Genomic DNA, 22,402 nt, shown 5'->3' with positions numbered 1-22,402 from the left:
GATCGGTCATACACCGAACTTCGCGCGTGCCTCGACAGTGACCGGCGTGAAGAGGTTGACCAGATTGCCGTCCGGGTCGCGGAACAGCAGTGCCCGGTTGCCCCAGGGCATGGTCGTCGGCTCGGTTACGATCTGGGCGACCTGACCGCGGAGCCGTTGATAGTCGGCGTCGACGTCATCGACGATGAACTCGATGATCGCGCTGCGGTTGGCCGCCGGTTCGGCCGATCCCCGACCGAACAGCGCAACGGTCTTGTCGCTGCCGATGGCCAACACCCCAACCGGCGTCGGGATCTCGGCGAACAACTCGTTGCCCCACACCGCCGAGACGCCGGTGACCATCTCGTAAAAGGCGACGAGGCGCGGGACGTCAGCGGTGATGATGCGGGTTGAGACGAATTTCACGGTTCTCCGTTCGCGTGCCGTGACGCTGCTACCCACAGCGTCTAGTACCGCGATGCTAGAGACCCCCACCGACAACCGAAGAAGGCGAGAGTTCGGGTCGGCACCTAGACGTTGAACCGGAATTCGACCACGTCGCCGTTCACCGATTTACTGCTGTCCCTCCAACAGATGGGCGTACGGGTCCGCCTCGGCTCCGACCGATTCCGGCATCGGATAGTACGTCTTGATGAGCAGGTTGCCGTCGTCGTCCCACGCGAAGGTCTCGATACTGTATGCAACTCCAAGGTTCGGCTCCTTGCCGAAGTGGTTCTCGCACACCCATGCCATCTCGTTCCCATTGACCTGAACCGTAATCATCTTGATCTTGAGGATCGACTGAAACATGTCGAAGGCATCCGACGTGGCGGCTGCGAACCCCTGTTTCTCCTCGGTGCCGACCGGGTCGAACATGCGGACCTCGCCGGGACAGATGGTGCGCCATGACGCCACCCACTCGTCCTTCTTTCCCGCGTTCCACAGATCGGCGTGCTTGGACGCGTGCGCTAAGCGAGCCTCCCGGCTCGGAACCTTGCTCATCTCTGCCCCATCGCCCTTCCATCAGCGTGATGGTCACGATAGCTGGACACCTGTCCAGCCGGAAGGGCCTATGCCTTGGCTTTCGATGTAGACGTTGTTTCAAAGCGGAACTCGACTACGTCGCCGTCGGCCCCGAAATCATCGCGCAGTCGCCAGCCTTCCCTGAGTTGGTGTCGTAGTCGCGCTGTTTCGGCAGGGGTGCCCTACCGTGGGGGGATGGGCGTTCGGGATTCCGTCATGGCGGGTGTTGCGAAGCAACTCGGCCATCCGAGCGGTCTACGCGGACGCCTCGTTGGTGCCGCGCTCAACCGGGGCAACCGACGTTTGATCCAAAGCGCCGCCCAGGCGCTCCAACCAGAAGAAGCATCAGCGGTGGCCGACGTCGGATTCGGTGGCGGAGTGGGGTTGAAATTTCTACTCGACAGTGTGGGTCCGACGGGCAGTGTTCACGGTATTGAAGTGTCGGAGACGATGCTTAGCCAGGCCGCCGGACGGTATCGATCAGACATCGAAAATGGGCGGCTGTCTTTGCATTCCGCGTCCATGACGCAGCTTCCCTTCGCCGATAAGGCATTGGACGGGGTCATGACGGTCAACACCATCTACTTCGTCGCCGAGCTCGGCAGAGCATTCCGAGAACTCGCCAGGGTGATAAACAGCCGGGGTCGACTGGTCATCGGATTGGCCGACCCCGAAGTGATGGCAAAACTGCCGTTCACTGGACACGGGTTCCAGCTGCGTCCGGTGCTGGACGTCATCGACACGTTGCGCAGCACCGGCCTTTCAGTCGAACACCGGCGGATCAGTGACGACGCCAACGCACCCCATCTGCTGTTCGCCCAGGCCGTCACGTGAGGGTGCTCGAAGAACGCGCTCTACTTCGACTTAGACGTTGAACCGGAATTCGACCACGTCGCCGTCGGCCATCACGTAGTCCTTGCCCTCCATGCGAACCTTGCCTGCCGCCTTGGCCGCCGCCATCGACCCGGCGTTCACCAGGTCGTCGAAGGACACGATCTCGGCCTTGATGAAGCCCTTCTCGAAGTCGGTGTGGATCACACCGGCGGCCTTGGGTGCGGTGTCGCCCTGGTGAATCACCCACGCCCGCGCCTCTTTTGGGCCCGCGGTCAGGTAGGTCTGCAGCTTGAGCGTATGAAAACCGGCGCGCGCCAACGCATCCAGACCACGTTCCGTCTGCCCGATCGACTCGAGCAATTCCGCCGCCGACTCATCGTCCAGCTCTTGCAGCTCGGCCTCGATCTTCGCGTCGAGGAACACCGCGTCGGCCGGCGCGACCATCGCGCGCAGCTCGGCCTTGCGGGCCTCGTCGGTCAGCACCGACTCGTCGGAGTTGAACACATAAAGGAACGGCTTGGTGGTCATCAGGTTCAACTCGCGCAGCAGCGATGCGTCGACACCGGCCGCGAACAGCGTCTTGCCCGAATCCAGCACCGCCTGGGCAGCGACGGCCGCCTCGTGCACAGGCTTGCGGTCCTTATTGTTGCGGGCTTCCTTCTCCAGCCGCGGAATCGCCTTTTCTAAGGTCTGCATGTCGGCGAGGATCAGCTCCGTCTCGATCACCTCGATGTCCGAGCGTGGATCGACCTTGCCGTCGACATGCACCACGTCGTCGTCGGCGAACACCCGCACCACCTGACAGATCGCGTCGCACTCGCGGATGTTGGCCAGAAACTTGTTGCCCAACCCCGCGCCCTCCGAGGCGCCTTTCACGATTCCGGCGATGTCGACGAACGTCACCGGCGCCGGCACGATCCGCTCGGAACCGAACAGCTCGGCCAGCTTGTCCAGGCGCGGGTCGGGCAGCGCGACGACGCCTTCGTTCGGTTCGATGGTGGCGAACGGATAGTTCGCCGCCACCACGTTGTTACGGGTCAGGGCGTTGAACAGAGTCGACTTGCCGACATTGGGCAGGCCCACGATTCCCAGGCTCAGGCTCACGGGGAACCAAGTTTAGGGCTCCGCGCCGCGGTCGGGGGCTGGCGGACCGTTCCGTGTGCGCCGACGTGCCACGCCCGGCATACCTAACAAGCTATTTACGGGCGTTTGGGGTCATTCCCGGTACGGTCTACATGTGTCAGCGCAGCGGGGTACCTCGGCAGTAGAAGCTGCCCATCGCTCGGCCCATCCCAACATTCCGGGCGTGCCGTGGTGGATCGCCTTGCTCATCGCCGTGACCGGCACCGCCATCGGCTACGGCATCGACTCCGGTGCCGGGCACAAGGAGCTGACCGGCGTCTTCGGCTGCCTCTATATAGCGGGGTGCGTGGCGGCGGTGTTGGCCGTGCGCCAGGACGGCCTGTTCACCGCGGTTATCCAGCCCCCGCTGATCCTGTTCTGCGCCGTGCCCGGCGCCTACTGGCTATTCCACGGCGGCAAGATCGGCAGCATCAAGGACCTGCTGATCAACTGCGGCTACCCGCTGATCGAGCGGTTCCCGCTGATGCTGGGTACCGCGGCCGGAGTGCTGTTGATCGGCCTGATCAGGTGGTACTTCGCCGCGTCACAGCGGACGGCCGCCACAAACACCGCAGACACCGCAAACACCAAGTCCGGCAAAGCCGCAACAGCCGGTGCCGCGACCGTGGCAGGCTCGTCGTTGTTTCGGGCCGTCAGCGCCAAATTGAACTCGCTGCTCGGCGTCGCGTCGCCCGAGGAAGAAGACGAGGGCCAGGACGCCGAGTCCGCGGACTCCACCCGCCAGCCCGCGCGTGGCACCACGACATCCCGCCGCCCGGCGCGCGGCAACCGATCCGCCACCGCCAGGAGCCGATCTCGGCACTCCCGCCCGTCGCCGGAGGACGATTACGATTCCGCAGGTGAGCCGCCGCGCCGTCGGCGCCAACCACCTCGCGACGTCGATCCCGCCGACCCGCCGCGCCGGTCGACGCGGCGCCGTCCCCGACCACAAGACGAGCCGGACCCGCGCGCGCAATCACCGCGGGATAGCCGGCGCGACCCACGTGACCCACGCCCCAGACGCAGTCCGTACGACCGACCCGCCCCCCGGACCAGCCGTTTCGACGACCCCGATCGGTACGAACCGCCGATCTCGCGGGATTCCTACCGCCGCTACCAGTCCTACGACCCGTACGACTCCTACCAGCGAGCCCCCGAACCCCGACGCCGGCCCGCCGCCAACGGCTCGAACGGCGCAGATTCGACGCACCACCCAATCTCGCAGGTCCGCTACCGCGGATCGGGCCCCTCAGGGGAGTACCAGGCAGACCGCCGCGGTCGGCCACGGGCCAGCGGCCGGTCGCAGGGACGGCCACCGGCGGATTCGTGGGAATACGACGCCTAGCCCGGTATGGTCTGACGCCTACAGCAGCGAGCGGATCTCGCGCGGCAGCGCGAACACCAGCGTCTCCTGCGCGGTCGTCACTGGTTGCACCACGTCGAAGCCAAATTCGGCCAGCCGCTCCAGCACGCCGCGCACCAGCACCTCGGGGACGGACGCTCCGGAGGTGACCCCGACCGTCCGCACCCCCGCCAGCCATGCCGGATCGATGTCGTCGGCCCAGTCGACCAGGTGGGCGGCCGCCGCGCCGCCGCCCCGGGCGACCTCGACCAGCCGCACCGAATTCGAGGAATTGCGCGATCCGACGACGATCACCAGCTCGCACTCCGGTGCCATCGCCTTGACCGCCACCTGCCGGTTCTGGGTCGCGTAGCAGATGTCGTCGCTCGGCGGGTCCTGCAATTTGGGGAACCGCTGCCGGAGCCGCTCGACGATCTCCATGGTCTCGTCGACCGACAGCGTGGTCTGCGACAACCACACCACCTTGTCCTCGTCGCGGACCGTGACGTTGTCCACCGCGGACACGCCGTCGACCAGTTGCACGTGCTCGGGCGCCTCGCCGGCCGTCCCGATGACTTCTTCGTGACCCTGGTGGCCGATTAGCAGGATGTCGTAGTCGTTACGGGCGAATCGCCGCGCCTCGTTGTGCACCTTGGTCACCAACGGGCAGGTCGCGTCGATGGTATGCAGGTTGCGTGCGGCGGCTGCCGCGTGCACCGTGGGCGCCACGCCGTGCGCCGAGAACACCACGATGGCCCCCTCGGGCACCTGATCGGTCTCCTCAACGAACACCGCGCCGGCCTTTTCCAGCGTGTCGACGACGTGCCGGTTGTGCACGATCTCGTGCCGCACGTAGACCGGCGCGCCGTGCTTCTGCAGCGCACGCTCGACCGTCTCGACGGCCCGATCCACACCCGCGCAATAACCACGCGGCTCCGCCAGCAGCACTCGCTTGCGGGCCGGATCGGTGGCTACCGAGCTGGATGCGCCGGGAATCCCCATGTCAACAGTCGGCGGCATGGCATCCAGGGTACGTTCTGCCGACACGGCGTTGCCAGCTCGCGGCGCTGGGGTTGGCGTTCGCCGGTGCTTAGGGCAGGCTGGGACGCATGGCTACGGCACCGTATGGAGTTCGGCTTCTGGTCGGCGCGGCGACAGTCGCAGTCGAGGAAACGTTGAGACTGCCGAAGACGATTCTGATGTACCCGATGACGGTAGCCAGTCAGGCGGCGCACCTGGTAATGCGGTTTCAGCAAAACCTGGCGGAGCTGGTGATCAAGGGCGATTCGACCCTGGAATCGATCTTTCCGCCGAAGGACGAGAAGCCGGATTGGGCGACGTTCGACGAGGACGCCGACGACACCGACGACGTGACCGGCGGCACCCCCGAATTGCCCGACGGCGCCGGGGGCGATCGCCGAGCCGAGGGGCGGTTCGCGTTGTATTCGGTCGCCGACGCCGCGGTGGATGCCGGCGCACCGGCCACGGCCGGCCGGCCCACCAAATCGTCGGTCCCCGAACCGTCGGTGGCGGCCGAACTCGACTACCCGGCACTGACGCTGGCCCAGCTGCGCGCCCGCGTGCAGTCGCTGGGCGTGGACGAGCTCGAAGCCCTGCTCGCCTACGAACAGGCCACCAAGGCCCGTGCCCCGTTTCAGACGTTGCTGGCCAACAGGATCACCCGCGCGACCGCCAAGTGACGCGAGCGGCGAATTCGGAGCCGAACTCGGCTGAGAACCCGTTCCCGGTTCGTGCCGTCGCGATCCGGGTCGCGGGCTGGATCGACCGGCTGGGCACGGTGTGGGTCGAAGGACAGCTGGCCCAGATCAACATTCGCGCCGACTCCAAAACCGTGTTCATGGTGCTGCGCGACCCGGCCGCCGACATGTCGCTTACCGTGACGTGCCCACGCGACCTGGTACACAATGCGCCGGTGAAGCTGGTGGAAGGCACGCAGGTGGTGGTCTGCGGCAAGCCTTCGTTCTACACCGGTCGTGGCACATTCTCGTTGCGGCTGTCCGAGATTCGCGCTGTGGGCGTCGGTGAACTACTGGCCCGCATCGACCGGTTGCGCCGGCTGCTCGACGCCGAAGGCCTCTTCGACCCGCGGCTCAAGAGGCCAATCCCGTTCCTACCGAACATGATTGGGCTGATAACCGGCCGAGCCAGCGCCGCCGAACGCGACGTGACGACGGTGGCCGGCGCCCGCTGGCCCGCGGTGCGTTTCGCCATCCGCAACACCGCCGTCCAGGGGCCCAATGCCGTCACCCAAATCGTCGAGGCACTAAAGGAACTCGACCGCGATCCGGCCGTGGACGTGATCGTGTTGGCCCGTGGCGGCGGTAGCGTCGAGGATCTGCTGCCGTTCTCCGACGAGACGCTGTGCCGCGCGATCGCGGCCTGCCGTACCCCGGTGATCAGCGCGGTGGGCCACGAACCGGACAATCCGCTCAGCGACCTGGTCGCCGACCTACGTGCGGCCACCCCCACCGACGCGGCCAAGAAGATGGTCCCCGACACCGCCGCGGAGCAACAGCTGCTGCGCGATCTGCGCCGGCGCAGCGCGCAGGCGTTGCGCAACTGGGTGTCCCGCGAACAGCGTGCGCTGGCCCAGCTGCGCAGCCGTCCCGTGCTGGCCGAACCGCTGACCGCGTTGACCGCCCGCGCCGAGGAAATTCACCGCGCCCGCGCGGCAGTGCGCCGCGACATCATCCGGCTGGTCGCCGCCGAATCCGAACGCGTCGGCCACCTGTCCGCGCGGCTGGCCACGCTGGGCCCCGCGGCTACGCTGGCCCGCGGCTACGCCGTGGTGCAGACGGTGCCGGCGGGCGGCTCCGCCGAGCCGATGCGCGTGCTGCGCTCCGTGGACGACGCACCGCCCGGCACCCGGCTGCGGGTCCGGGTTTCCGACGGCGCCGTAGCGGCGACGAGTGAAGGGCTGACCGATGGTCACTGAAGACAGCGGCGGTACGGCCGGCGGCAAGAGCGATGCGGTTACACCCATTAGTCAGCTCGGCTATGAAGCGTGCCGGGACGAGCTCATTGAGGTCGTGCGCACGCTGGAGCAGGGCGGACTGGACCTCGATGCGTCGCTTAAGCTTTGGGAACGAGGCGAAGAACTGGCCAGACGCTGTGAAGAGCACTTAGCTGGGGCACGCAAACGCGTCGAGGACGCGCTGGCGGCCGGCCACGGCGACGACGCCTGAACTGGGCGGTACCCAGAAACCAGCCCGCGTCACTGCTTGCAGAACTGGAACGTGTTTTAGTTATCCTTTCCCGCATGGGTGATGCATCGCTGACGACCGAACTGGGTCGCGTCCTGGTTACCGGTGGCTCCGGGTTTGTCGGCGCCAACCTGGTGACCACCCTGCTCGACCACGGTTACTCGGTACGCTCCTTCGACCGGGCGCCCTCGCCACTTCCCGCGCATCCGCAATTGGAAGTGCTGCAGGCAGACATCACCGACAAGGCCGTCTGCGTGCAGGCGGTCGACGGGATCGACACCGTGTTCCACACCGCGGCGATCATCGATCTGATGGGCGGCGCGTCGGTGACCGACGAATACCGTCAGCGCAGCTTCGCGATCAACGTCGGCGGTACTCAGAATCTGGTGGAGGCCGGCCGCGCCGCCGGCGTGCAGCGATTCGTCTACACGTCCTCCAACAGCGTCGTGATGGGCGGCCATAACATCGTCGGCGGCGACGAGACCATGCCCTACACCACGCGCTTCAACGACCTCTACACCGAAACCAAGGTGATCGCCGAGCGATACGTGCTGTCCCAGAACGGTGTTGACGGCATGCTGACGTGCGCGATCCGGCCCAGCGGTATCTGGGGTCGCGGCGACCAGACCATGTTCCGCAAGCTGTTCGAAAGCGTGATCGCCGGACATGTCAAGGTACTGATCGGCCGCAAGTCGGCGCGGCTGGATAACTCGTACGTGCACAACCTGATTCACGGCTTCCTGCTGGCCGCCCAACACCTGGTGCCCGGCGGCACCGCGCCCGGACAGGCGTACTTCATCAACGATGCCGAGCCGATCAATATGTTCGAGTTCGCCCGGCCGGTGGTGGAAGCCTGCGGGCAGCCCTGGCCCCGCATCCGCGTGAACGGACCGATCGTGCGCGCGGCCATGACCGGATGGCAGCGCCTGCACTTCCGGTTCGGCATCCCGGCGCCGCTGCTGGAACCCCTGGCGGTCGAGCGGTTGTACCTGGACAACTTCTTCTCCATCGCCAAGGCGACCCGCGATCTCGGCTACCAGCCCCTGTTCACCACCGAGAAAGCCCTCACCGAGTGCCTGTCGTACTACGTGGAGCTGTACCACCAGATGGAACGCGAAGCATTGGCGGCCAAGGCCACCCGGCGTTCGCGCTAGCAGCGGGCGGCCGCTGCCGTAAACCGCCGGAGCGGGCTAAGGTTCAGCTCAACGGCGACGCGGAGGGCGGCGGATGAACACCGAATTCACGCTCACACAAAAGCGCGCCCTCGCGGTTTTCACGATGATCGCGCTGCTATTCGGCGTTTACTTCCTGCGCGACTTCTTCGTGCTCATCGTGGTGGCCGCTGTCGGGGCGTATCTGTTCACGCCGCTGTTCAACCGGTTCAGCCGGCGTCTGAGCACTGGGCTGGCGGCGGCCTGCACCCTGTTGTCGGCCCTAGCGATGGTCATCGTGCCGGTCGGCCTCCTGGTGGTGCTGGCCGTCGTCCAGATTTCTCGCATGCTGAGCAGCATTTCCGACTGGGTCAAGACCACCGACCCCAGTGAGGTCGGCGGCAAAGTGCTGCAACTCGCCAACGACGTGCTGGCCCGAATACCCTTCCTGCACATCACCGTAACCCCCGAAATGCTGCGCAAGGCGATGGTCGGCGTGGCGCAGCACGCCGGTCAATGGCTGCTGCAATTCTTGCAGGGCGCCGCCGGAGGACTCGCCGCTGCGGTCACGTACGGGATCATTTTCGTGTATGTGTTCCTGGCATTGTTGGTGCACCGCGAAAGGTTACGGACGCTGCTCGGCCAGCTCAATCCACTCGGCGCCGAAGTCACCGAGCTGTATCTGCGCAAGACGGGCGCCATGGTGCGCGGCACCGTGTTCGGCCAGTTCGTCATCGCGTTATGCCAGGGGGTGGCCGGCGCCGCATCGATCTACATCGCCGGGTTTCACCACGGCTTCTTCATTTTCGCGATTCTGCTGACGGCGCTGTCGATCATCCCGTTGGGCGGCGGCATCGTGACGATCCCATTCGGCATCGGAATGATCTTCTACGGCAACATCTTCGGCGGCTTGTTCGTCGTTGGGTGGCATCTGCTGGTGGTGACCAACATCGACAACTTCCTGCGTCCGGTGCTGGTGCCGCGCGATGCCCGGCTCAATTCCGCGCTGATGCTGCTGTCGGTGTTCGCCGGCATTGCCATGTTTGGTCCGTGGGGCATCGTGATCGGGCCGGTGCTGATGATCCTGATCGTCACCACCATCGACGTCTACCTGGCGGTCTACCAGGGTGTCGAGCTGGTCGACCCGGATAGCGAACCGCCGGCCCGGCGTGGCTGGCTGCCGCGCCGCAAATCGAAGTCCCGACCCGGGACCGATTCCGACGTTAAGTCAGCCGCGCAGTAAGGAATTCGACGACCCGCTTGCGAGCCTCATACGCGGGGTGGCCGTCGATCTCGCGAACCTCGTCGGTGAGCACCGAGTGCGCCATCTTGGCGAAACCGTGTTCGTTGCCTGGGCGGGAATCGATCTCGACCACCTCGAACGCGTCGCCGAGCCGTTGCTTGAGCGCGGTGAAACGCTCACGCGGTGACATCCAGTCCTCGCTGAAGCGCAAGCCCATGGCGCACAGCCCGTCGTTGGTGGTGCGCTCCGCGACCGTGGCCATCTCGGGCTCACTGAGCCCGGTGTCGCTGCGGCGCGTCCGGCCGAGCGGCAACGGCACCGACGGTTGGCTGAGCACCGGAGCCAGCACGCTGTCGTCGACCGCGGCGGCCAGCGCGAAGCCCCCGGTGAAGCACTGGCCGATCACGCCGACCCCCTTGCCCGGTGTCGACGCGTTGAGGTCGCGGGCCAGCGCCCGCAGGAACAACGACACCGGCCGCGGCTTGTTCGTCGCGAATGCAGCGAATTCCCTTGCCACACAAGCCCGCGCAATCGTCGCCGCCGTGTAGCCGACCGTCACTTCCTTGCCGGGCACCCCGAACAGCGACGGCATCGCGACCGTGAACCCGTTGTCCACCAGGTGGTTTCCCAGGGCCAGCACGCCGGGATGAATCCCCGGTATCTCGGGAATCAGTACCACGCCGGGGCCGGTTCCCCTGCGGTAGACGTCGTGGGTGTAGGCGCCTGCGGTGAATGGTGTCGCCGTCCATCCGGTGAGATCCGCTGCGGGTGCCGTCACGACTCGCTCCTATCCGCCGTCAGCTAATGGCTTGCCAGGGGTGCCTGCGACTGGATCGCCGCCGCCAGCGTACGAAACTGGTCGGTGGTTCCGGCGCCGGTGATCGCGATCTGGGTGGCGCCGCCGGGGCTGGTCAGCCTGGTCGTCCAGACCGGTTCGGCGTCGGCCCCGCGGTCGCCGGTGCCGCGGTAGGTGACCCAGTTGGTGCCCGCGACGTCGACGGTTCCGGTGGGGTACGCCGACGCGTGGATCGACCCGACCAGCTTGTCTTCGTCGGCGTTGCTTTGGGTCAGGCTCAGATACATTCCGGTCGGGCTGAGGTATCCCACCGTCGAGGTCGCCGCGTGGACGCGCTGCCCACCCGAGGTTCGCCCGCCCTCGATGCCGCCGCGGCTGCCCGAGTTGGGCTGCCAGCCCGCCGGCAATGCAGGCAGCCGGATCGGGAATCCCAGCGTCTGGGCGTCCGCCCGCAACGCCGCCGCCGCGTCGTACGACGGAATTGTGCCCTTGTTGGCGCCGGTGGGCTGGAATGAGCACATCCCCACCATGCCCGCCAGCAGGATGCACCCGATGACCAGCGGAGCCAGCGACCAGAACATGTCGCGACCGTCCTGCAGCAGCCGGGCTTTAGCGGGCCGGGCCGCGGGCGCGGGCTCCCCGGCCAGCTCGGCTGGGGTACCGCAGGGCTGTTCCTCGGTCACCCCACGAGTATCCCAGCCCACCGTCACCAGCCACAGCCCAGCTCCAGTCGACCGATCCGCTTCTGGGAGAATCAGCAACCATGACAGCATCGGGCGGATCTGGTTCGTCGTCGGCCGCGACCACGGGCCCCGACGCGCAGGGACGTGTGCGTCGCGAGGCCCCGGACCGGAACCTGGCCCTGGAGCTGGTACGGGTCACCGAGGCGGGCGCGATGGCGGCCGGCCGCTGGGTGGGTCGGGGCGACAAGGAAGGCGGCGACGGCGCGGCGGTCGACGCGATACGTGAACTGGTCAACTCCGTGTCCATGCGGGGGGTCGTCGTCATCGGCGAGGGCGAAAAAGACGAAGCGCCCATGCTCTACAACGGCGAAGAGGTCGGCAACGGCGATGGTCCGGACTGCGACTTCGCCGTCGACCCCGTCGACGGAACCACGTTGATGAGCAAGGGCATGCCCAACGCCATCTCGGTGCTGGCGGTCGCCGATCGGGGGGCGATGTTCGACCCGTCGGCGGTGTTCTACATGAACAAGATCGCCGTCGGACCCGAGGCCGCACATGTGCTGGACATCACCGCGCCCATCGCCGACAACATCCGCGCGGTCGCCAAGGTCAAGGGCCTGTCGGTGCGGGACATGACTGTCTGCATATTGGACCGGCCGCGGCACGCTCAGCTGATCGAAGAAACCCGCACCACCGGGGCACGCATCCGGCTCATCACCGACGGCGATGTCGCTGGGGCGATCTCCGCGTGTCGGCCCGACTCGGGCACCGACATGCTGGCCGGGATCGGCGGCACCCCAGAGGGCATCATCGCCGCGGCGGCGATCCGCTGTATGGGTGGGGCGATTCAGGCCCAGCTGGCACCCAAGGACGAGGCCGAGCGGCGCAAGGCCCTGGATGCGGGCTACGACCTGGACCAGATCCTGACCACCGAAGATCTCGTGTCCGGGGACAACGTCTTTTTCTGCGCGACCGGGGTCACCAACGGTGACCTGCTCAAGGGGGTGCAGTACTACCCCGGCGGCTGTACGACGCAATCGATCGTGATGCGGTCGAAGTCGGGCACCGTCCGGATGATCGACGCCTATCACCGGCTTTCGAAACTCAACGAATACTCCGCGATCGACTTCACCGGCGACAGCAGCGCCGCCTATCCGCTGCCGTAACCGCGACAGCAACCCCCGACGAAGAGGAACCGATTCATGGCCGACAGCGCCGAATATCGCATCGAACACGACACCATGGGCGAAGTCCGGGTGCCGGTAAAAGCGTTGTGGCGAGCGCAAACTCAGCGCGCCGTGGAGAACTTCCCGATCTCGGGCCGGGGGCTCGAACGCACCCAGATTCGCGCGCTGGGATTGCTCAAAGGCGCCTGCGCGCAGGTGAACAAGGACCTCGGGCTGCTGGCGCCGGAAAAGGCCGACGCCATCATCGCCGCGGCCGCCGAGATCGCCGACGGCGCCCATGACGACCAATTCCCGATCGACGTCTTCCAGACCGGGTCGGGCACCAGCTCCAACATGAACACCAACGAGGTGATCGCCTCCATCGCGGCCAGAAACGGCGTAACCGTGCATCCCAACGACGACGTCAACATGTCGCAGTCGTCCAACGACACCTTCCCCACCGCCACTCACATCGCCGCCACCGAAGCCGCCGTGCGCCACCTGATCCCGGCACTGGAGGAGCTGCACGAGGCGCTGGCCGACAAGGCCACCGAGTGGCACACCGTGGTCAAGTCCGGCCGTACCCACCTGATGGATGCCGTCCCGGTGACGCTGGGCCAGGAGTTCAGCGGGTATGCCCGCCAGATCGAGGCCGGGATCGAGCGGGTGCGCGCCACGCTGCCGCGGCTGGGCGAGCTGGCGATCGGCGGAACCGCGGTGGGCACCGGGCTCAACGCCCCCGACGGCTTCGGCGCCAAGGTGGTCGAGGCGCTGGTCTCCTCGACCGGGCTGTCCGAACTACGCACGGCGACAAACTCTTTCGAGGCGCAGGCAGCGCGTGACGGCCTGGTGGAGGCCTCCGGCGCACTGCGCACCATCGCGGTGTCGCTGACCAAGATCGCCAACGACATCCGGTGGATGGGATCCGGCCCGCTGACCGGCCTGGCCGAGATCCAGCTGCCGGACCTGCAGCCGGGCAGCTCCATCATGCCGGGCAAAGTCAATCCCGTTCTGCCGGAGGCCGTTACGCAGGTTGCCGCGCAGGTCATCGGCAACGACGCCGCCGTTGCCGTGGGCGGCCTGTCGGGTGCGTTCGAGCTGAACGTGTACATCCCGATGATGGCCCGCAACATCCTGGAGTCGTTCAAGCTGCTGACCAACGTGTCGCGGTTGTTCGCCCAGCGCTGCATCGTCGGGCTGTCGGCCAACGTCGAGCACTTACGCGAGCTTGCCGAGTCGTCGCCGTCCATCGTGACTCCGCTGAACTCGGCGATCGGTTACGAGGAAGCCGCCGCCGTGGCCAAGCAAGCGCTCAAGGAGAAGAAGACGATTCGCCAGGCGGTCATCGACCGCGGCCTAATCGGTGACAAGCTGTCAATCGAGGAGCTGGATCGCCGGCTCGACGTGCTGGCCATGGCCAAGGTCAAACCGGCCAACTAGGTGGGGGTGGTTCGGCAATGACGGTTCCTCCGAGCGGACCGTACGGTCAAGACCCGTACGGAGCGAATCCGTATGGGCAGCATCCCTATTGGGGTGGGCAGCCGCAAAGCGGCCCGCAGGGAGGCCCGCCGCCGTACCCCCCGGGCGGCTCGTATCCGGGGCCGCCCAGTGGCGGGTACCCTTACCCGCCGACCGGTCCGTTCACCAATCCCGCGGGTGGGATGGACCCCTCGGCGCCCGGCTACCCGGGTCAACCGTTCGGTCAACCGGGGCCGCAGTTTCCACCCGGCTGGCCACCCGGGTCCTACCCGCCGGGGCCACCGCCGAACGGACCGCGCTCGAACATGCCGTGGTTGATCGTCGCCGGCATCGCCGTGTTGGGCGTCATCGCACTGGTGGTGATCTTGGTGCTCAGCCTCAACAGCGGACCCTCATCCCCCAGCGCGGCCCCCACCGGCACCCCGTCTTCGACCCTCGCGCCGACGTCGGATCCGAGTGGTTCCGGGCAGACCGCCTCCGACTGCACGCCCAACGTGTCCGGGGGCGAGACGCCCGCGGGCGGCGCGCCGATTGCGGCGGGCAAGTTGTCATTCCCGGCCAACGCGGCCCCCGGATGGATGCCGTTCTCAGACGACCAGACGCCGAATCTCATTGGCGCGGTGGGTGTTGCGCAGGAAGTGCCCGGCGCCAACCAGTGGGTGATGCAGGCCGAGGTTGCCGTGACGAATTTCGTCCCGAGCATGGACGTCGCCGCGCAGGCGTCGAAATTGATGAACTGCGTGGCGGTAGGCCCCGGTTACTCCAACGCCTCACCGACGCTGGGCCCGCTCAAGAAGTCGTCCACGACGGTTGACGGCGTCAAGGCCGCCCGGGTGGAAGCCGACGTCACCATTGCCGACCCGGCTCGAAATGTGAAGGGCGACTCGGTGGTCATCATCGCGGTCGACACCAAGCCGGTCACCATTTTCCTGGGCGCGACGCCGATCGGTGACACCGCCTCGGCCGGACTGCTCAACCAGGTGATCGGGTCGCTGAAGGTCTCGAAATAACAGTTTGATTCGCACGCTAGGCGAGACGTGCGGGCGCCGAGACGTGCGTCGTTTCCGAGCGCCCGCGCAGCACGGTGGAATAGCACTCGGCCCAGTGTGCGGCCTCCGCGGCGTCGGCACGCTCAATGGCCGCCGCCGAACACAGGATGCGGCGATCCGAGGTCTTGGCGAGGTCCGCCAGCCGCGCGGCCTCGTTGACAGCATCGCCGATAACCGTGTATTCATAGCGGTTTTCGGCGCCGATATTGCCGGCGAAGACGCGGCCCGCCGACACGCCGACACCGAAATCGACCACTGGCAGCCGGCGCAGCTCGGTGCCCAGCGTGCGTGCCGTGGCCAGTGCCGCCGAGGCCGGCTCGCTGGTCCGCAACGGGGCCCCGAAAATGGCCAGCGCGGCGTCGCCGGCGAACTTGTTGATTAGGCCGCCATGCTCGTCGACGGCCTCGACCACGATCCGAAAGAAGTCGTTGAGCACGTCGGCAACCTCTTGCGGCGGAAGGCTTTCCGCCAGCTGAGTCGAGCCCACCAGATCGATGAACAGCACCGCGGCCTCGACGACATCCCCCGACAGCGAGGCGCCCTCTTCGATAGCGCGTTGGGCGACGTCGGCGCCGACGTATCGACCGAACAGGTCGCGCAGCCGGTCACGCTCGGCCAGGCCGGCCACCATCCGGTTGAATCCCGTTTGCAGACGCCCGATTTGGGATCGCTCGTAAGCGCCGACCGACGCGTCGATGTGGCCGCGTTCGACCTGCGCCATCGCGTCGACGACTTCGCCGATCGGATCGGAGATGGAGCGCGACGTCAGGATCATGGTGGGCAAGCCGAGCAGTAGCGCGGCCAGCGACACCACCAGGATCGGCACGTCCAACGAGGCGGACTTGTCGATCAGCCAGCCGTAGGAGCGCAGCACCACCAGGGTGGCGATCCCGCCGATGGGCAGCGCGCTGACCAAGAACCACAGCATGACCAGCCGCGCGAACACCCCCGGCACCGCCAGCCGCGGCTCCTGGCCGCGCGTCGCGGCGCCCATGACGGGCCGCAGGGTCCGCTGGGCGAGCAGCATTCCGGTGCCCGCGGCAGCAGGCCCGCCCAGCAGCACCCCCAGCACCAGCGGCAACAGCAACGCCGCGCCGCCGCGGAGATTGACCAGTACGAAGATCCCGCCGGCCACACCCCAGGCCGTCAGCAAGATGCCCGTCTGGCGGCCGGCCAGCCGCATCACGGCTTCCCGTTGCGCGGTGCTCGGTTCCTGGCCGGCGGCATACCACCGCACCGTCGGCGCGAGGCTGAACGCGCCGGCCACCGCGACGCCGACGATCCCGAGCACCACCAGCACCGCCACGATGGCCGTGTCCTTTGCCCCGAACACAACGCTGGTGGCCGCGGAGGTGTGGCCGCGCAGCGGAATCAGGATGGCAGCGACATCGATGACGGCGATGACGTAGGCCAGGGCGAGGTCGATTGCGTACTCGATCAACAGCCTGCGAGCCGACTTGCGCCGCGGCTCGCCGGATGTCGGGTCCGAGTCCCGCGGTTCACGCGTGGCCCGAGCCCGCAGCCAGTCCGCCTTGATCACCTGCTCAAGGTAGCTGCACCCGCGCTAGGCGCCATTGTTCGGTCCGCCCGAGTTCTGCCCCGGGATGTCGGTGATCGGGAAATTCGGCATCGGCTTGGGTGAGGGGGTATTGGGCAACGTCGGGATGTCCTCGGGCGGAATGTCGTGCAAGTCATTGGCCGGTGGCCCATTTTCCCGGCTCCCGTAGCTGCTGCCGGGGGCGCGCGGGCCGAGAAGTTCGCTGACCGTCACCAGCCGGTAGCCGTTGGCCTTGAGCACCGGGATGAACTGGTACACCAAGTCAACGGTGCTCGAGTAGGTGTTGTGGAACAACACCACAGACCCGGGTTTGATGTAGGTCATCAACATGTACCGGGTGGCCGCGGTGTTCGAGTCGTTCGCCCAATCGAACGGGATTACATCCCACAAGATTTCGGCTAGGCCGTAGCGGGCGGCGGTCTGTCGCACCTCGGGTGTGGACAGTCCGCCGGCCGGCCGGTACAGCGTCGGGGTCCGCCCGGTGGCGGCGTTGATCGCGTCGTTGGCCTTGGTGAACTGCGCGGCGATGTCCTCCGGCGGGATCGTCGCCATGTTGGGGTGTTCCCAGGTGTGACTCCCGATCTCCATGCCGGCGTCGGCGATGCGTTTGGCGCCGGCCGGGTTGGCGGCCACCTTGTTGCCGATCAGGAAGAAGGTGGCCTTGGCGTCCGGGATACCACTGTCTTTCAGGATCTGCAGCAGCCGCTCGTCGAACGGGCCCGGCCCGTCGTCGAACGTCAACGCGACGCACTTGACCACCGAGCAACTCAGGTTGTCCGCGCGGGTCACGTGTCCGGTCAGACCGCCGATGACCAGCACAGCACCGGCGGCCACGACGCCGAACACGGTCCGCCAGTAGCGCCACGCCTGGTTGTCGGGTCGTTTCGGCACGGGAAAAGCCTACCCACCGCGAGACTGCAACCAGCGACGCATTTCGCGAGTAGGACCGTAGCGGAATACAGTTTCGCGAGCGGGCGAGCGGTCAGTGCGGGCCGGCGATCTCCTCGAGCATCTCGGTGACCAGCGCCGCAATCGGCGAACGCTCGCTGCGCAACAGCGTGATGTGCGCAAACAGGGGGTGACCCTTGAGCTTCTCGATCACCGCCGCGACACCGTCATGCCGGCCGACCCGCAGGTTGTCGCGCTGGGCGATGTCGTGGGTCAGCACCACTCGCGATCCGGTGCCCAGTCGCGACAGCACCGTGAGCAGCACATTGCGCTCCAGCGATTGCGCCTCGTCGACGATGACGAACGAGTCATGCAGCGAGCGCCCCCGGATGTGGGTCAACGGCAGCACCTCGAGCATCCCCCGGGATAGCACCTCTTCCAGCACGGCGGGGCTGGCCAGGCCTTCCAGTGTGTCGAAGACCGCCTGCGCCCAGGGGCCCATCTTTTCGCTCTCGCTGCCGGGCAGGTAGCCCAGCTCCTGCCCGCCGACGGCGTACAGCGGGCGGAACACCACGACCTTGCGCTGCGTGCGACGTTCCAGCACCGCCTCGAGACCGGCACACAGGGCCAACGCCGACTTACCCGTACCGGCCTTACCGCCCAGCGACACGATGCCCACCGACTCGTCGAGCAGCAGGTCGAGTGCCACCCGTTGCTCGGCCGAGCGGCCGCGCAGCCCGAACACCTCGCGGTCGCCGCGAACCAGCTGGACACGCTTGGCCGCCGTCACCCGGCCCAAGGCGTGCGAGCTGCCGCCCAGCAGCCGAATCCCGGTGTGGCAAGGCAAGTCTCGAGCCTCGACCAGATCGATCTCGCCGTCGGCGAACAACGCGTCGATATCCTCGGCGGCCGTCTCGATCTCCTGCATTCCCGACCAGCCGGAGGCCACGACATCCTGCGCGTGATACTCGTCGGCGGCCAAACCCACCGCGGCGGCCTTGACTCGCAACGGAATGTCCTTGCTCACCAAGGTGACTCGCTTACCCTCGGCGGCCAGGTTGGCCGCGCAGCTCAGGATCCGGGAGTCGTTGCTGTCGGTGCGGAATCCGGCGGGCAGCACGGTCGGGTCGGTGTGGTTGAGCTCGACGTGTAGCGAACCACCTTGCGTCCCAACGGGAATGGGCTGATCTAGGCGACCGTGCTCCAGTCGGAGATCATCGAACAGACGCAGCGCTTGACGGGCGAACCAGCCCAGCTCATGATGATGGCGTTTGGCCTCCAGTTCGCTGATCACCACCAACGGGACCACCACCTCGTGCTCGGCGAACCTGCTGCATGCCCAAGGATCGGACAGCAGCACGGAGGTGTCGATCACGTAGGTCCGGATATCGGTCACGAAGCGCTCCTCGTGCGGGATGAGCCCGCGCGGACCCGCACAGGCATGTCGGCGGGAACTGCGACACGAGGACCGGGGCCGGCCCTTCCGTTGGATGACGGGAAGTGCCGCCCTGGCAGCTGAACATGACGCTGGCCATCGAGGATGACGCTACTCCCGAGAGCGCTGCACCGCCGCGCAGACGCGCCGACGCCGGGATACCGACGGCCGCCGAAGGCGGCGGGCGTCAGTCGACGACGAACTGCCGTAGCTGCGGCTCGTCAGCGACGCCCCAGGCCTTGATCCGGTCGGAGATCGCCTGGCGCAGGTCCTCGGGACCGAAAATTCCGGCAGCAGCGACGTTTTGCACCTTGTCCTGATATGCCTGGATGTCGGCGCCGACCACCTGGAGTTCCGACGCGCGGGCGGCGATCGCGCCGATCGTCTCGTCGCGGGTGTACTCGAGGCAATGGGCGACGAGGTTGGCGAAGAACTCCTCGTGGCGCACCTCGTCGCGCGAGATCCGGTCGATCAGTCCGGCCAGGATGGGCTCCTCGAGCTGGGCGGCCAGGTTGCGGGTGAAGACCGCGTGGGTGCGTTCGGTGAGCGCCATGTGCACCAGGGTCTCGATTTGCGAGTAGTGGTCGGCGCGGTAACCCTGCATCACGTACTGGACGCGCGCCTCCTCATTGGCGGTGGGGTCGACCTCGCGGGTAACCACTAGGTATTCGCGCAGCGCGATGGCGTGCAGATGCTCCTCGGCGGTCCAGCGACCGATCCAGCGCCCCCACCAGTCCTCGAGAATGAAGTGCTCGACGAACTCGCGGTGATGAGCGGCCAGGTCGTCCTTGATCAGCAGGAGAATTTCGCAGGCGTCGGTGAGGGGCCGGGGCAGCGTCATGCTGGACGGATCCCAGTCCCGCCCGCCGAGAAATGCGAAGTTCTCGCCGCGGTCGAACGGCACGTAGTCGTGGGCGAACCAGATGTCCTCGGTGTTGAGGTGGCGGTCCATATTGGCCTCGACGACCGGCTCGAGTTCCAGGGTGAGCGCATTAGCTACAGGTTTCTGTGCCATGCGGTAACTGTAACCCGTAGACACAGGTGAAATAAACCGGGGTCGCGCGTGTCGCGGCCCTCGGTGCCGTCAGCGACCGACTAGCGCCCAGTCCTCGAGACCGTCGTAGAGCGGGAAGTCGCGCGCCAGCGTGGTGACCCGTTGCCGCAGCCCCGAGATTTGCCCTTCGGAGGCCGCGGTACCGGCGGCCAGCGCGGTGGCGATGACATCGGCGACCTCGGCGAACTCCGCGTCGCCGAAACCGCGGGTGGCCAGGGCGGGCGTCCCGATCCGCAGACCCGAGGTAACCATCGGCGGCCGCGGGTCGTTAGGGACGGCGTTGCGATTGACCGTGATGCCAACCTCGTGCAGCAAATCCTCGGCTGCCTGCCCGTCCAGCGGCGAATTGCGCAGATCGACCAACACCAAGTGGACGTCGGTGCCGCCGCTGACCACTGAGACGCCGGCCTTGGCCACATCGGCCGCCAGCAGCCGGTCCGCCAGGATCCGCGCACCCGACAGCGTGCGCTGCTGGCGCTCGGCGAACTCCGGGGTGCTGGCGATCTTCAGCGCGACCGCCTTACCCGCGATCACGTGCATCAGCGGCCCGCCCTGCTGGCCCGGGAACACCGCCGAATTGACGGCCTTGGCGTATTCCTGCTTGCCCAAGATCATTCCCGAGCGGCCGCCGCCCAGCGTCTTGTGGATGGTGGTCGACACGACATCGGCGTGCGGCACCGGCGAGGGGTGCAGCCCCGCGGCGACCAGGCCCGCGAAGTGCGCCATGTCCACCCAGAGCTTGGCGTCGACCTCGTCGGCGATCGAGCGGAACGCCGCGAAGTCCAGGACCCTCGGATAGGCCGACCAGCCGGCGATGATGACCTTCGGACGGAACTCGAGCGCCTTGGCGCGCACCACGTCCATGTCGACCAGATGCGACGTCGGGTCGACGCCGTAGAAGCCGTTCTCGTAGAGCTTGCCGGAGAAGTTGAGCTTCATACCGTGGGTCAGATGCCCGCCGTTGGCCAGGTCCAGGCCCAGCAGCCGCTCGCCGGGCGACATCAGGGCGTGCAGCACCGCCGCGTTGGCCTGCGCCCCGGAATGTGGCTGCACGTTGGCGAAGTCTGCGCCGAACAGTGCCTTTGCCCGATCGCGGGCGATGTTTTCCACCACGTCGACGTGCTCGCAACCGCCGTAGTAGCGCCGACCGGGCAGGCCTTCGGCGTACTTGTTGGTCAGCACGCTGCCCTGCGCCTGCAGCACCGAGCGCGGCACGAAGTTCTCCGACGCGATCATTTCCAGGGTGTCGCGCTGACGGCCCAGCTCTTTGCCGAGCAGCTCGGCGATGTCCGGGTCCACCTCGGCGAGCGGTGCGGACATCACGGAAGCGGATACGCGGGCATCAGGTGCAGCAGTCACAGCCGTCAGTCTATCGAGCGGTGGTTTATCCAGCCCAGCCGTGTGGCCTGCGGTCGTCCCTGCCACACTGGCACTATGCCCCGGCTGAGCGAGCCGAGCCCTTATGTGGAGTTCGACCGAAAGCAGTGGCGCGCGTTGCGCATGTCGACGCCGCTGGCCCTCACGGAAGAGGAACTCGTCGGCCTGCGTGGGCTCGGCGAGCAGATCGACCTGCTCGAGGTCGAGGAGGTCTATCTGCCGCTGGCCCGGCTGATTCATCTCCAGGTGGCGGCCCGGCAACGATTGTTCGCCGCCACCGCGGAGTTCCTCGGTGAGCCGCAGCAGAATCCCGACCGACCCGTCCCGTTCATCATCGGGGTGGCCGGCAGCGTGGCGGTCGGGAAGTCGACCACCGCGCGCGTGCTGCAGGCGTTGCTGGCGCGCTGGGATCACCATCCGCGCGTCGACCTGGTCACCACCGACGGTTTCCTTTACCCGAATTCGGAGCTAGACCGACGAAACTTGATGCACCGCAAAGGTTTTCCGGAGAGCTACAACCGTCGGGCGCTGATGCGATTCGTCACATCGGTCAAGTCGGGTTCCGACTACGCGTGTGCACCGGTGTATTCACACTTGCGCTACGACATCATTCCCGGGGCCAAACACGTCGTCCGGCACCCGGACATCTTGATTTTGGAAGGTCTCAACGTGTTGCAGACAGGTCCGACCCTGATGGTGTCGGACCTGTTCGACTTTTCCTTGTATGTCGACGCTCGAATCGAAGACATCGAACAGTGGTATATCTCGCGGTTCTTGGCCATGCGCGGCACGGCCTTCGCCGATCCGGAATCGCACTTCCACCACTACTCCGCTCTCAACGACACCAAGGCCATAGCCGCCGCCCGCGAGATCTGGCGGTCCATCAACCGGCCGAACCTGGTGGAGAACATCCTGCCCACCCGTCCGCGCGCGACGCTGGTGCTGCGCAAGGACGCCGACCACTCCATCAACCGCCTGCGGCTACGCAAGCTGTGATGC

Annotated in this window: 22 protein-coding genes; 11 read left to right on the top strand and 11 right to left on the bottom strand. The window is 66.8% G+C overall.

Translation table 11 applies throughout. The features are described 5' to 3' along the window. Window positions 1-6 precede the first annotated feature (6 nt). A complete protein-coding gene (locus G6N33_RS18585) occupies window positions 7-405 on the bottom strand; it encodes a VOC family protein (RefSeq protein ID WP_044507662.1) in 399 nt (132 codons plus the stop codon). Between the two features lie 147 nt (window positions 406-552). Further along, entirely contained in the window at window positions 553-981 is a 429-nt protein-coding gene (locus G6N33_RS18580; protein WP_044507663.1) for a hypothetical protein, read from the bottom strand. 216 nt (window positions 982-1,197) lie between these two features. Here G6N33_RS18580 and G6N33_RS18575 point away from each other — a divergent pair, with 216 nt between their 5' ends. After that, window positions 1,198-1,836 carry a class I SAM-dependent methyltransferase gene (locus G6N33_RS18575; RefSeq protein ID WP_044507665.1) on the top strand — a complete coding sequence of 213 codons (639 nt, stop codon included), beginning with the start codon at window positions 1,198-1,200 and terminating at the stop codon, window positions 1,834-1,836. A gap of 30 nt (window positions 1,837-1,866) precedes the next feature. Here the strand turns inward: G6N33_RS18575 and ychF are convergent, their stop codons facing one another. Beyond that, complete coding sequence (gene ychF / locus G6N33_RS18570; RefSeq protein WP_044507666.1) at window positions 1,867-2,940, bottom strand: redox-regulated ATPase YchF; 1,074 nt, start codon at window positions 2,938-2,940, stop codon at window positions 1,867-1,869. Between the two features lie 133 nt (window positions 2,941-3,073). On the opposite strand from ychF, the gene G6N33_RS18565 reads away from it, so the two are divergent. After that, entirely contained in the window at window positions 3,074-4,303 is a 1,230-nt protein-coding gene (locus G6N33_RS18565; RefSeq protein ID WP_044507667.1) for a DUF6542 domain-containing protein, read from the top strand. Window positions 4,304-4,321: 18 nt separating this feature from the next. Here the strand turns inward: G6N33_RS18565 and G6N33_RS18560 are convergent, their stop codons facing one another. Then, the gene (locus G6N33_RS18560; RefSeq protein WP_044507671.1) at window positions 4,322-5,320 is read right to left on the bottom strand and encodes a 4-hydroxy-3-methylbut-2-enyl diphosphate reductase; all 999 of its coding nucleotides are present in this window, start codon (window positions 5,318-5,320) and stop codon (window positions 4,322-4,324) included. An 89-nt stretch (window positions 5,321-5,409) separates the two neighbouring features. Between G6N33_RS18560 and G6N33_RS18555 the strand changes: the two genes are divergently transcribed. The 5 genes from G6N33_RS18555 (at window position 5,410) to G6N33_RS18535 (ending at window position 9,918) form a co-directional block, all read left to right on the top strand. Then, on the top strand, window positions 5,410-6,000 hold the full coding sequence (locus G6N33_RS18555) for a lipid droplet-associated protein (RefSeq protein WP_044507672.1): 591 nt from the start codon (window positions 5,410-5,412) through the stop codon (window positions 5,998-6,000). After that, the gene (gene xseA, locus G6N33_RS18550; RefSeq protein ID WP_044507673.1) at window positions 5,997-7,256 is read left to right on the top strand and encodes an exodeoxyribonuclease VII large subunit; all 1,260 of its coding nucleotides are present in this window, start codon (window positions 5,997-5,999) and stop codon (window positions 7,254-7,256) included. Before G6N33_RS18555 ends, xseA begins: the two co-directional genes overlap by 4 nt. Continuing rightward, complete coding sequence (locus G6N33_RS18545) at window positions 7,246-7,506, top strand: exodeoxyribonuclease VII small subunit (protein ID WP_044507674.1); 261 nt, start codon at window positions 7,246-7,248, stop codon at window positions 7,504-7,506. Before xseA ends, G6N33_RS18545 begins: the two co-directional genes overlap by 11 nt. 62 nt (window positions 7,507-7,568) lie before the next feature. Beyond that, a complete protein-coding gene (locus G6N33_RS18540) occupies window positions 7,569-8,678 on the top strand; it encodes a 3-beta-hydroxysteroid dehydrogenase (RefSeq protein WP_044507675.1) in 1,110 nt (369 codons plus the stop codon). Between the two features lie 73 nt (window positions 8,679-8,751). Continuing rightward, the gene (locus G6N33_RS18535) at window positions 8,752-9,918 is read left to right on the top strand and encodes an AI-2E family transporter (protein ID WP_044507676.1); all 1,167 of its coding nucleotides are present in this window, start codon (window positions 8,752-8,754) and stop codon (window positions 9,916-9,918) included. Here G6N33_RS18535 and G6N33_RS18530 read toward each other — a convergent pair. Both G6N33_RS18530 and G6N33_RS18525 read right to left on the bottom strand, forming a co-directional pair. Beyond that, a complete protein-coding gene (locus G6N33_RS18530; protein WP_044507677.1) occupies window positions 9,899-10,696 on the bottom strand; it encodes a dienelactone hydrolase family protein in 798 nt (265 codons plus the stop codon). The genes G6N33_RS18535 and G6N33_RS18530 overlap by 20 nt on opposite strands. 23 nt (window positions 10,697-10,719) lie before the next feature. Continuing rightward, window positions 10,720-11,361, bottom strand: a complete 642-nt coding sequence (locus tag G6N33_RS18525; protein ID WP_231382664.1) for a DUF4245 domain-containing protein — start codon at window positions 11,359-11,361, stop codon at window positions 10,720-10,722. Window positions 11,362-11,477: 116 nt separating this feature from the next. Between G6N33_RS18525 and glpX the strand changes: the two genes are divergently transcribed. The 3 genes from glpX to G6N33_RS18510 are packed head-to-tail and all read left to right on the top strand — an operon-like array spanning window position 11,478 to window position 15,052. Beyond that, window positions 11,478-12,563 carry a class II fructose-bisphosphatase gene (gene glpX, locus G6N33_RS18520; RefSeq protein ID WP_101528243.1) on the top strand — a complete coding sequence of 362 codons (1,086 nt, stop codon included), beginning with the start codon at window positions 11,478-11,480 and terminating at the stop codon, window positions 12,561-12,563. Between the two features lie 36 nt (window positions 12,564-12,599). Then, a complete protein-coding gene (locus tag G6N33_RS18515) occupies window positions 12,600-14,003 on the top strand; it encodes a class II fumarate hydratase (RefSeq protein ID WP_044507678.1) in 1,404 nt (467 codons plus the stop codon). A gap of 17 nt (window positions 14,004-14,020) precedes the next feature. Then, window positions 14,021-15,052 carry a hypothetical protein gene (locus G6N33_RS18510; protein ID WP_081662051.1) on the top strand — a complete coding sequence of 344 codons (1,032 nt, stop codon included), beginning with the start codon at window positions 14,021-14,023 and terminating at the stop codon, window positions 15,050-15,052. Between the two features lie 16 nt (window positions 15,053-15,068). Here G6N33_RS18510 and G6N33_RS18505 read toward each other — a convergent pair whose 3' ends face one another. The 5 genes from G6N33_RS18505 to glyA form a co-directional block, all read right to left on the bottom strand. After that, a complete protein-coding gene (locus tag G6N33_RS18505) occupies window positions 15,069-16,535 on the bottom strand; it encodes an adenylate/guanylate cyclase domain-containing protein (RefSeq protein WP_408632801.1) in 1,467 nt (488 codons plus the stop codon). Between the two features lie 120 nt (window positions 16,536-16,655). Further along, the gene (locus G6N33_RS18500; RefSeq protein WP_084948924.1) at window positions 16,656-17,540 is read right to left on the bottom strand and encodes a polysaccharide deacetylase family protein; all 885 of its coding nucleotides are present in this window, start codon (window positions 17,538-17,540) and stop codon (window positions 16,656-16,658) included. Window positions 17,541-17,631: 91 nt separating this feature from the next. Further along, on the bottom strand, window positions 17,632-18,933 hold the full coding sequence (locus G6N33_RS18495; protein WP_044507681.1) for a PhoH family protein: 1,302 nt from the start codon (window positions 18,931-18,933) through the stop codon (window positions 17,632-17,634). A gap of 226 nt (window positions 18,934-19,159) precedes the next feature. Then, window positions 19,160-19,987, bottom strand: coding sequence for an acyl-ACP desaturase (locus tag G6N33_RS18490; protein WP_044507682.1), 828 nt, complete (start codon window positions 19,985-19,987; stop codon window positions 19,160-19,162). A 69-nt stretch (window positions 19,988-20,056) separates the two neighbouring features. Then, window positions 20,057-21,346: a serine hydroxymethyltransferase gene (gene glyA, locus G6N33_RS18485; protein ID WP_044507683.1), complete on the bottom strand. Its 1,290-nt coding sequence runs from the start codon at window positions 21,344-21,346 to the stop codon at window positions 20,057-20,059. A 114-nt stretch (window positions 21,347-21,460) separates the two neighbouring features. Here glyA and coaA point away from each other — a divergent pair, with 114 nt between their 5' ends. Then, window positions 21,461-22,399 carry a type I pantothenate kinase gene (coaA, locus tag G6N33_RS18480; protein WP_044507684.1) on the top strand — a complete coding sequence of 313 codons (939 nt, stop codon included), beginning with the start codon at window positions 21,461-21,463 and terminating at the stop codon, window positions 22,397-22,399. Window positions 22,400-22,402 lie beyond the last annotated feature (3 nt).

Origin of the sequence: Mycobacterium simiae (assembly GCF_010727605.1) — a bacterium.
GTDB lineage: Bacteria > Actinomycetota > Actinomycetes > Mycobacteriales > Mycobacteriaceae > Mycobacterium > Mycobacterium simiae.
Note: the sequence above shows the minus strand (reverse complement) of the source record. Positions and strands in the feature narration are given on the sequence as shown.